The 9248-nt window shown below is 72.3% G+C and carries 11 protein-coding genes and 1 pseudogene; 5 read left to right on the top strand and 7 right to left on the bottom strand.

The features are described from left to right. Window positions 1-741: sensor histidine kinase (locus tag ACWGIU_RS19850; protein ID WP_453707546.1), on the top strand; the 741-nt coding region annotated here is incomplete at its 5' end. 181 nt (window positions 742-922) lie between these two features. Here the strand turns inward: ACWGIU_RS19850 and ACWGIU_RS19845 are convergent. Continuing rightward, the gene (locus ACWGIU_RS19845; RefSeq protein ID WP_453707544.1) at window positions 923-1951 is read right to left on the bottom strand and encodes an NAD-dependent epimerase/dehydratase family protein; all 1029 of its coding nucleotides are present in this window, start codon (window positions 1949-1951) and stop codon (window positions 923-925) included. 185 nt (window positions 1952-2136) lie between these two features. On the opposite strand from ACWGIU_RS19845, the gene ACWGIU_RS19840 reads away from it, so the two are divergent. Next, on the top strand, window positions 2137-2421 hold the full coding sequence (locus ACWGIU_RS19840; protein ID WP_453707542.1) for a DUF6400 family protein: 285 nt from the start codon (window positions 2137-2139) through the stop codon (window positions 2419-2421). After that, entirely contained in the window at window positions 2408-2665 is a 258-nt protein-coding gene (locus ACWGIU_RS19835; RefSeq protein WP_453707540.1) for a hypothetical protein, read from the top strand. Before ACWGIU_RS19840 ends, ACWGIU_RS19835 begins: the two co-directional genes overlap by 14 nt. Window positions 2666-2682: 17 nt before the next feature. On the opposite strand, the gene ACWGIU_RS19830 is transcribed toward ACWGIU_RS19835, so the two are convergent. Next, the gene (locus tag ACWGIU_RS19830; protein WP_453707538.1) at window positions 2683-3489 is read right to left on the bottom strand and encodes a 3-hydroxybutyrate dehydrogenase; all 807 of its coding nucleotides are present in this window, start codon (window positions 3487-3489) and stop codon (window positions 2683-2685) included. 69 nt (window positions 3490-3558) lie between these two features. On the opposite strand from ACWGIU_RS19830, the gene ACWGIU_RS19825 reads away from it, so the two are divergent. Continuing rightward, complete coding sequence (locus ACWGIU_RS19825; protein ID WP_453707537.1) at window positions 3559-3696, top strand: hypothetical protein; 138 nt, start codon at window positions 3559-3561, stop codon at window positions 3694-3696. A gap of 71 nt (window positions 3697-3767) precedes the next feature. On the opposite strand, the pseudogene ACWGIU_RS19820 reads toward ACWGIU_RS19825, so the two are convergent. The 5 genes and pseudogenes from ACWGIU_RS19820 to ACWGIU_RS19800 form a co-directional block, all read right to left on the bottom strand. Beyond that, window positions 3768-3938 (bottom strand): annotated as a pseudogene (locus ACWGIU_RS19820) (histidine kinase); the annotation flags it as partial. A 48-nt stretch (window positions 3939-3986) separates the two neighbouring features. After that, the gene (locus ACWGIU_RS19815) at window positions 3987-4799 is read right to left on the bottom strand and encodes a hypothetical protein (protein ID WP_453707535.1); all 813 of its coding nucleotides are present in this window, start codon (window positions 4797-4799) and stop codon (window positions 3987-3989) included. 307 nt (window positions 4800-5106) lie between these two features. Then, complete coding sequence (locus ACWGIU_RS19810; protein WP_453707533.1) at window positions 5107-7428, bottom strand: bifunctional polysaccharide deacetylase/glycosyltransferase family 2 protein; 2322 nt, start codon at window positions 7426-7428, stop codon at window positions 5107-5109. Between the two features lie 118 nt (window positions 7429-7546). Beyond that, entirely contained in the window at window positions 7547-8077 is a 531-nt protein-coding gene (locus ACWGIU_RS19805; protein WP_453707531.1) for a hypothetical protein, read from the bottom strand. Between the two features lie 402 nt (window positions 8078-8479). Then, window positions 8480-8926 (bottom strand): anthrone oxygenase family protein, encoded by a 447-nt coding sequence (locus tag ACWGIU_RS19800; RefSeq protein ID WP_453707529.1) that lies wholly within the window; start codon window positions 8924-8926, stop codon window positions 8480-8482. Between the two features lie 91 nt (window positions 8927-9017). On the opposite strand from ACWGIU_RS19800, the gene ACWGIU_RS19795 reads away from it, so the two are divergent. Further along, window positions 9018-9248: helix-turn-helix domain-containing protein (locus ACWGIU_RS19795; RefSeq protein WP_453707527.1), on the top strand; the 231-nt coding region annotated here is incomplete at its 3' end.

The raw sequence follows: 9248 nt of genomic DNA, 5'->3' as shown, positions 1-9248 counted from the left end.
GCGCTGAGCCGCGAGTTGGCCCTCACCAGCGAGCGACTGGCCGCCTCCCGCGAGCGCGAGCGGGCCCTGGAGGCCTCGCGGCGCGAGCTCGTGGCGTGGATCTCGCACGATCTGCGCACCCCCCTGGCCGGGCTGCGCGCCATGTCGGAGGCGCTGGAGGACGGCATGGCGGCCGACCCCGCCCGCTACCACCGGCAGATCCGCACCGAGGTCGACCGTCTCAACTCCATGGTCGGCGACCTCTTCGAGCTCTCCCGCATCCACGCGGGCGCGCTGTCCCTGACGCTGACCCGGATGTCCCTCCACGACCTGGTGGGCGACGCCCTGGCCGGCACCGACGCGCTCGCCCGCGAGCACGGCGTACGGCTGGTCGGCGAGGGGGTGGTCTCACTGCCGGTGGAGGTCGACGGCAAGGAGATGACGCGGGTGCTGTCCAATCTCCTGGTCAACGCGATCCGCCACACGCCGGCCGACGGTACGGTCGCGATCGCCGCCGAACGCCGCGCCGACTCGGTGGTGGTCTCGGTCACCGACGCCTGCGGAGGCATCCCCGAGGAGGACCTCCCGCGCGTCTTCGACACGGGCTGGCGCGGCACCCCGGCCCGTACCCCTCCCTCGGGCGCGGGACTGGGCCTCGCGATCGTCCGGGGCATCGTCGAGGCCCACGCGGGCCGCGCGAACGTCCACAACGTCTCGGGCGGCTGCCGCTTCGAACTGACCTTGCCGGCCGCTGCCGGCTGAGCGCTGTCCCGTGATCCCCGGTGGATCGGCGCACGGCGTGGGATGCGGTGCGTCGCAAACCGGAGGGGCGTCTGCATACCGGTCGTATGCGGGCGCTCCGACGACGCGGCGAGGTGCCGTGACTGTCGTCGTGCGCCCGCCGGGGATCACGGGGCAGCCCTCGGGTCGTGTCCGAGGGATATCACGGTCCCGTCGTGACGGAAACGGCCTCGCCCGTGGCCAGTTCGGCCATCCCCGCGGCGAACGGGACGACCGGGTGCCAGCCCAGCTCGTGGCGCAGGCGCGCCGAGTCGGCGGTGATGTGCCGGACGTCGCCGAGGCGGTACTCGCCGGTGACGACCGGGCCGGGGCCGCCGCACGCGGCGGCCAGCGCCCCGGCCATGTCTCCGACGGTCCGCGGGTCGCCGCTGCCGACGTTGTACGCGGTGAAACCCGCGGGCCCGGCGCCCGTGTCCGCCGCGTCCAGGGTCTCCAGGGCCACCGCGTTGGCCGCGGCCACGTCCCGCACGTGGACGAAGTCCCGGCGTTGTCCGCCGTCCTCGAAGACGCGCGGCGCCTCGCCCCGCGCGAGCGAGGACCGGAACAGCGCGGCCACTCCCGCGTACGGGGTGTCGCGGGGCATCCCCGGCCCGTAGACGTTGTGGTAGCGCAGCGAGATGACGCGTCCACCGGTGGCCCGGGCCCACGAGGACGCGAGGTGTTCCTGGGCGAGCTTGGTCGTGGCGTAGACGTTGCGGGGGTCGGTCGGCGCGTCCTCCGTGACCAGCCCCGGCGCCAGGTCGGCGCCGCAGACCGGGCAGCGCGGCTCGAACCGCCCGGCCCGCAGGTCGCTCTCCGCACGCGGGCCGGGCCGGACCGTGCCGTGGGCGGGGCACGCGTAGCGCCCCTCGCCGTAGACGACCATCGACCCGGCGAGCAGCAGCCGGGGTACCCGCGCCCGCGCCATCTCGGCCAGCAGCACCGCGGTGCCCAGGTCGTTGGCCGACACGTAGCCGGGGGCGTCCCCGAAGTCCTTCCCCAGCCCCACCTTGGCCGCCTGGTGACAGACCGCGTCCACGCCCGCCAACGCCTTCGCCACGGCATCCGGGTCCCGTACGTCCCGCCCGTCCTCCGCCAGGTCGAAGACCACCGGGTCATGGCCACGGCCGATCAGTTCGGCAACGATGTGCGAGCCGATGAAGCCCGCGCCGCCAGTCACAAGTACGCGCATGCTCCGACGCTATGCCGCGCACCGCCCCGCGACGCTCGTACCGGGCCGCACGTCACGGATCCGTAAGAACAGCGGCCGCCTCGTCCGGCGGTGCGCGCCTGGCTCGCACACCCCCTGACCAGCGGACTGTGACTCCGCCCACGCCCCCTTGACCAAAGAAGGAAGGCCTACCTAACTTCATTGTCATGGCCCCCGACGACCCCACCCCTTCCTCCGACGCCTCCCGTCCTTCCGACGCGTCCGAGCTGGTCGACTTCCCCGTCGACCTCACCTCGCAGGAGGTGCTCCGGCGCGCCCAGGTGATGGCGGCCCTCGGCCCGGACTGGGATCCGATGGAGGTGCTCCTCGGCGAGGAAGCCGCGTACGACCTGCTCTATTCCGGGCTCGACGCCGAACAGCAGCGCCTCTACGACGACCTGGTCGCGGCCGGTGTGCTGCCGTCGCGCGGAGACGGCAGTGCTGCCGCTTGACCCGCAGGCCGACCCAGGACGCCGTGCCTGGGTGGCCTGCCCGAAGTGTGCGGACGACCGCGGCTGCGAACCCTGCGAGCAGCGGCGTACCTGCTCCACCCACTGGCGCTACCTCCTCACCACCACCGGAAGCATGCTCCACCTCCAGTGCCCCGGGTGCACCCATGTCTGGGTGCACGAGAGCGGCTTCGGAGCCACCCGCTCCCGGTGGGACCGCGTCACGGGCGGCGGGCCCGGCTTCTGACAGCCCCCCGCCGGGAGTCAGGTGGCGGTCCAGCCGCCGTCCAGGGGGATCGAGGCGCCCGTGATGTAGCCGGTGTGCGGGCCGCAGAGCCACAGAACGGCTGCGGCGACCTCCGCCGGTTCGAGCAGCCGCTTGACCGCGGAGCGGCTCAGCAGCACGTCTGACACCACCTGACCTGCGTCGATGCCGTGAGCGGCGGCCTGGGCCTCGATCTGCCGCTCGACCAGTGGTGTGCGGACGTAGCCGGGGTTCACGCAGTTGCTGGTGATGCCGTGCGGAGCGCCTTCGACGGCCGCGACCTTGCTCAGCCCTTCCAGTGCGTGCTTCGCGGTCACGTAACCGGCCTTGAACGCGCTGGCACGCAGCCCGTGCGCACTGGAGATGTTGACGATGCGGCCCCATCCGCGTGCGCGCATGTGCGGCATGGTCCGGCGGATCAGCAGGAACGGCGCGTTCACCATCACGCGTTGTATGAGGGCGAAGCGGTCCGGCGGGAACTCGGACAGCGGGGCGACGTGCTGCAGCCCGGCACTGTTGACCAGGATGTCGATGTCGGCCGGCAGCTCGCCGACGCTCTCGGCCCGGGCCAGGTCCACCACGTGCGCCCGCCCGCCGATCGTCTCGGCGACGGCCTTCGCCGTGGCGGCGTCCATGTCCACCACGTGGACGTGGGCCCCGGCCGCGGCGAGCGCCGAGGCGCAGGCCCGCCCGATGCCGCTGCCGGCGCCGGTCACCATGGCGGTGCGGCCCGCCAGGTCGATGCCCGCGGTGGCCGCTGTTCCGTGGGGCGCGGGAGAGTGCACGGGAGGATGTCCGCTTGTCATGCCCGGAATCATCCGGCACGCCCGTGGGACGCTCCCATGTGCGCGGCCGCCACAGTCGGGCCGCACGGGATGTCGGCCGCCGCCAGGTCCACGGGGGCGGCCCGGGGAGACCCGACCGCGGACCACGAGGACGAGCCGGGTCTGCCGAGCCGTCCGCTCTCCCTGACCGCCGGCCCCGACCTGTTCTTTCCCGTCGTCACCCCCTGAAGGCACGCACCCGACCCGTCAGCCCCGGGTGTGCCAGGCGGGCTCCAGGCGGTCGAGGGTTTTCAGCGGTGTCACCGTGGATCTTCCGTCATGGGCACGCCGATGGCGAGGAGGGCGGTGTCGTCCTCGAGGCCGTCGCCGAACTCGTCCAGCAGGCCCGCGAGTGCCTTGATGACCGCCTCTGGGGGTTCGCCGGCGTGGTGGGTGGCGAAGGCGCGCAGGGCTTCGTCTCCGTACAGGGCGTGCTTCACCCCGCCGAACTTCGGCGCGGGCGCGGTGGTCGCGACCGCTCAGCGCAGCAGCGCTCCGCGCAGGGTGATGCCGTGGCGCGTGCGCAGCCGGCGCAGCTCCCACAGCGCCACGGCGGTGACGGACAGCGGTGCTCCGAGCAGGAAGGCCAGCCGGGCCCCGAGGGGCACGCTGTCGTAGGCGCCTCGGAACACGTCGAAGAGGGCGAGTTCCCATACCAGGAGCGTCGCGAGCAGCGGTGGCACCGTCTCGTGGAGGTCTGCCGTCCGGAAAACGTGGACGAGCGATTGCCCGATGCCGTAAAGGGCGAAGGGGGCGAGCCACAACAGGAAGGCGCCCAGGGCGAACAGCAGCACCACACGCCCGGCGGACGCCGTCCAATTCGTGTGCTCGTCCACATAGCCGAGCCCTGTGATCAGGCGCGGCACGGCGAGCGTGACGACCAGCGCGAGCAGCGCCCCGGCCGGCTTGACCGCGCGGCGCAGGAACAGGCGCCGGTGGGGCGGGCGGGCCGCCGCGATGAAGACGGCGACGGCGACCGGGAAGGTCACCGCCAGCACGATCAGGGCGGTACGGATCTGGCCGAAGCGGTCGTCGACCACGCCGTCGGCGTCCGACGCCAGCCCGTAGGACAGCAGCATCCATGTGATCGAGACCAGCCCGATGGCCGTCCGCAGGATCTGCACCCTCTTGACCAACGGATCGTGCACGCGGTCCGGCCGGGACGGCGTGAAGACCATGCGGCCCACGGCTATGGGGTTGAAGAGCCGCCCGAAGGTCAGCCGGCCCGCAACCGGGGGTTGTCCTGCTCCGTACGGATTCCAAGGCGCGCCGTCGCCCCCGCTTGCGCTCATCCCCGCGTCCTTCGTCTCGCTCGGCAGACAATCTCATGGAGCATAAGCGGACCTCGGCACGCCCGACACGAACAAGCGGGCGTACGGGCCGAGTTCCGCCGGAAACGCCGGCGTGTGGGGCCGATCAGCCTCAACCGACGGATCCGGCGGCAGCGGGACGGCGTCCGGGCACCATCCGCACACCGCAGTACCACACGGCGCCGCTGATGAACGCGTGTGCGGCCCCTGCGGACCGAGGCCGGTGAGGCACGGCCGCCCCGCGCTTGCGGCAACGCCGAACGGAACACCTCGGAGCCGGCGCCGGTGCCTACAGGTCGCGGTGCCCCTGCGAGGGCCAGATGTGGTCCTGTGAGCTGTGCGGGACCGACGCAGGAGGGTGGGACGCCCAGGCGGGGTCCGCGTCGTAGCCGCCGTACGGCGCGGCCTCGGGAACGGGCCACGGCTGGGGGGCCGAGGGCGTCTCCGTCATGGGCGAGTGCTCCGGCAGCGGAGGCTCGGACGGGGTGACGGGCACCTGGAGGCTGCCGTAGCGATCCATTCGCTGCCAGCGCAGCCGGGACCCGGCGACAGCGGTGAAGACGGACTGGATCACGACCAGGTACATGAGCTGGCGGTAGACGAACTGCTGCAGGGGCAGGCTCCACAACGGCGTCGGCCGCTCCCCGTCCAGGCGGAACGCGTACAGCCCCAAGAGGACCTGGAGGAGAAGGAAAGCCGTCCACAGGCCGAGGATGCGCAGGGGGTCGAGGAACACCAGGCCGTAGACGGCGAAGACGTCCACGACGGGCGCGAGCAGGGGCAGCAGGACCTGGAACATCAGCAGGTAGCCCAGACCGCGTCGGCCCAGCTTTCCGGCCTGCCCCCGCTGGGTGAGAGCGCCCCGGTGCTTCCACATCGCCTGGAGGGTGCCGTAGCACCAACGGTAGCGCTGTTTCCACAGGGCACCGAGCGATGCGGGGGCTTCCGTCCATGCCTTGGCCCGCTCCTCGTAGACGACGCGCCAGCCGTCCCGGCACAGGGCCATGGTGAGGTCCGTGTCCTCGGCGAGGGTGGTGTCGCTGACGCCGCCGACCCTCAGCAGCGCCTCGCGGCGGAACGCGCCGACGGCACCGGGGACGGTGGGCATGCACTCGGCGAGGTCGAACAGCCGGCGGTCGAGGTTGAAGCCGACCACGTACTCGATGTGCTGCCAGCGTCCGAGCAGCCCGCCCCGGTTGACCACCTTGGCGTTGCCGGAGACCGCCCCCACGCGGCGCTGGGCGAAGGGCTGGACGATCATGCGGACGGCGTCCGGTTCGAAGACGGTGTCGCCGTCGACCATGACGAGCAGATTGCAGTAGGCCGCGGCGATGCCCGTGTTGAGGGCGGCCGGCTTTCCGGCGTTCTGCTGCCGGATGACCCGTACGCCGGGCAGCTGGAGGGCCTCGACGATGTCGGCCGTGCCGTCCGTGGAGCCGTCGTCGACGACGATGACCTCGACCTGATGGTCGGAGGCCACCAGGGAACGGACGGCGGCCTCGATGCCGGCGCTCTCGTTGTAGGCGGGGACGATGACGCTGACGGGTTCGGTGACCGGAGCACCCCAGGGCCTGCGGCGCATCTTCACATGGCGCCTGGCGGCGACGAAGACGGCGACCGCGCGCAGCAGGCTGATCGCGCCCGCCGCCCACAGCAGCCAGGAGAGGGCTTCGATGATCCAGTCACTGGTGCGGAGTGCGGTGATGAGGGCGAGGCCGTGCCACCGGTCCACGGTTCCGGCGGGCTGCACGACTTCGGGGAGGGCGACGGCGTCGCCCACGGTGACGAACTTCCAGCCGGACGCCTTCAGGCGCGGCACGAGCTGTTCGAGCGCGGCGACCGTCTGCGCCCGGTCCCCGCCCGCGTCGTGCAGCAGCACGATCTGTCCCGCTGCGTCCTTCGGGGTGGCGTCGGCGATGATCCGCTCTACGCCCGGGCGTCGCCAGTCCTGGCTGTCCAGGGTCGTCAGGACGGTCAGGTACCCCTCCTGTCCGGCCTGGACGACGGCGCTCCAGTCGGCGTCGCCGAGCGCCTTGTTGGTGGAGGAGTACGGGGGGCGCAGCAGCGGCGTGGTGACGCCGGTGGCGCCGGCGATGACGAGTTGGGTCTCGCGCAGTTCCAGGGAACGCCGCCAGGGCGACGCGGTGCCGAGATCGGTGTGGGTGAAGCTGTGCATGCCGATCTGGTGGCCCTCGTCGACGATCCGGCGGGCGAGGCCGGGGTTCTCGGCGACCCGGTTGCCGACGGTGAAGAAGGTGGCGGGCACGTCGTTGCGGCGCAGCACGTCGAGGATCTTCGGCGTCCAGACGGGGTCGGGGCCGTCATCGAAGGTCAGTGCGAGGGTGCGGGCCGCCGGGGCGGCGGTGCGGCCGGCCGTGCCCTCGATCACCGGCCCGCCGGAGCTGACGCCGGCCGGGACCGCGGTTCCCGGACCTCGCTCCCGGGGAGCCCCGTCGGGGGTCGTGTCGAACAGGTGCTGGGTGTAGCCCTGGAGGAGCAGCGCCGCCGAGAGGGTGAGTACGAGGGTGGTCAGCAGCAGCCAGTGGGTGCGCAGGGGGATGTTGCGTACGGAGCTGTGCCTGCCGCGGGAGCGGCGACGGTTCTTCGACAAGGGACGGGGCTTCCTGCCTGCTGCGTAGTGCGGTGTGGAGAGATGCGGTGCTGGGGCATGCGCTGTTGCCGGTGCGGACGATGCCCCGCGTGTGCGGACGATGCCCCGCGTGCCGGGCTCAGGGGCGGCTGGTGGGCTTGCCGTCGCCTTGGCCCGGCGGCGCGGTGCCGCGGCCGCGGCCCCCGCCGGGAGGCGACGCAACGGGGTCGGCCGGTCCGGTGGCGGCCTTGGTCGTTCCGGTGCCCGGCGTCGCAGGGCTGGTCGCGGTCGCGGCAGCCGGGTCAGGTGCGGCGCTGCGCGAGGCCGCCGGGTCGAGGCGCGGGCTCTTGCTCACCGCACCGCTGGGGGACGGGCTCGCGCTGCGGCTCCCGGCCGGCCCCTCGGGCGCGGGGGTGTGCGGAGCCTGGGCGGAGGGAAGGAACGGTGACTGCAGGGTGGGGCCGCCCAGCAGGGCGCTGATGAGCAGGACGACGTAGGCGGCGGCGGGTACCACCAGCAGGTAACCCCATCGGCGCACCCGGCGCTGTCTACGCCCCGACGTGTCCACGAACACCGGGGCCGGCGGCTCCGGCGCCGTACCGGGTGCACCGGCGTCGCCGAGGAACAGTTCCATCGTGTCGTGATCCGGGTTGCCGATGGGTGGGTGCATGCGCGGTGGCCTCTGGGGATCGGGGGACGGAACGTCGGGGCAGGTCGTCGTCGCGGCGGGATGGCGCTCATGCCCTTCAGCGTTGGAGCCTCCGTCCGTGTCACTCCCGGTGCCTACTCCGTCCCATTCCGTACGATCCCGACCTGGATGTCCGGTCGCCGGCGCGGGGACCGGACAAGAACCCTGACAACGACGGCGGCCGGCGCCGGGGCGGGCTGAGCCGCGGTTCCCGTTCCATTGCTGTTGGCTCCGGCGTTACGGGGTCTTTTCGTAGCGGCACGACAGTGCACCGTGCATCAGCGGCTGTGGCTGAGAGCTCCGCCTGTCCCGTCCAGCCAGGCAGAGCTCTCAGCAGCGGGCCCACGGCGGGGCACCGTTGGTCGGGGCTTTCGGGCCGCCGAGTCAGGCGAGGGCGGCGACCAGCAGCGCGAAGGCGGCGATGATGACGGCGACGCGGACGTAGTGGAAGCGGTCCCAGCGGTTCGCCTGCTCCTTCCAGTCCTCGGGGCGGTTCTCGGGGGTCCACGTCTTGCTCCGGTTGTTGATCGGGACCAGCAGCAGGACCGACATGATCACGCTGAGGATCAGCAGCGCGCCGGCGGTGACGACGAGGCCGGTGCCGTGGCGGTGCCATCCGGCGACGGCCCAAAGTGCGACGAGGACGAGCGAGGTGATGTACCAGACCGGCATCACGGCGCCGAGCATCCGGCCCCCGTGGGCGCGGCCGAGTTGGCCACTGTCGCCGGGGAGGGCGTTGAGGATCGGGTTGATGACGAAGGCGACGGCGAACTCCACCCCCACCATCACGCCGACGATCACGGTGGTGAACACCTCAAGTGCGTTGAGCATGACGAATCCCCCTGAGAGCTAGCATCGCTAGATGATGAGGCAACGCTAGTACTACTGCCGCTCGCTTGTCTAGTGATGCTAGGATCGAATCATGTCGGTACAGGAACGCAAGGAGCGCGAACGGGCGGGTCGCGAGCGCCTCATCGTGGCGACGGCCCGCGAACTCGCCGAGCAGCAGGGCTGGGACGCGGTCACCACCCGCCGGCTCGCAGAGCGCATCGAGTACAGCCAGCCCGTCCTCTACAGCCACTTCCGCGGCAAGCGCGAGATCATCGGCGCCGTCGCCCTCGAAGGCGCGGCCGAAATGGCCACGGCACTGCGG

The organism is Streptomyces sp. NPDC054840 (assembly GCF_053611065.1).
Note: the sequence above shows the minus strand (reverse complement) of the source record. Positions and strands in the feature narration are given on the sequence as shown.

Coding starts and splice junctions, on each gene's coding strand:
- ACWGIU_RS19800 (WP_453707529.1), bottom strand. CDS start 8,926: ATGCTCAACGCACTTGAGGTGTTCACCACCGTGATCGTCGGCGTGATG.
- ACWGIU_RS19830 (WP_453707538.1), bottom strand. CDS start 3,489: ATGACAAGCGGACATCCTCCCGTGCACTCTCCCGCGCCCCACGGAACA.
- ACWGIU_RS19845 (WP_453707544.1), bottom strand. CDS start 1,951: ATGCGCGTACTTGTGACTGGCGGCGCGGGCTTCATCGGCTCGCACATC.
- ACWGIU_RS19805 (WP_453707531.1), bottom strand. CDS start 8,077: ATGCACCCACCCATCGGCAACCCGGATCACGACACGATGGAACTGTTC.
- ACWGIU_RS19815 (WP_453707535.1), bottom strand. CDS start 4,799: ATGAGCGCAAGCGGGGGCGACGGCGCGCCTTGGAATCCGTACGGAGCA.
- ACWGIU_RS19840 (WP_453707542.1), top strand. CDS start 2,137: ATGGCCCCCGACGACCCCACCCCTTCCTCCGACGCCTCCCGTCCTTCC.
- ACWGIU_RS19825 (WP_453707537.1), top strand. CDS start 3,559: ATGTCGGCCGCCGCCAGGTCCACGGGGGCGGCCCGGGGAGACCCGACC.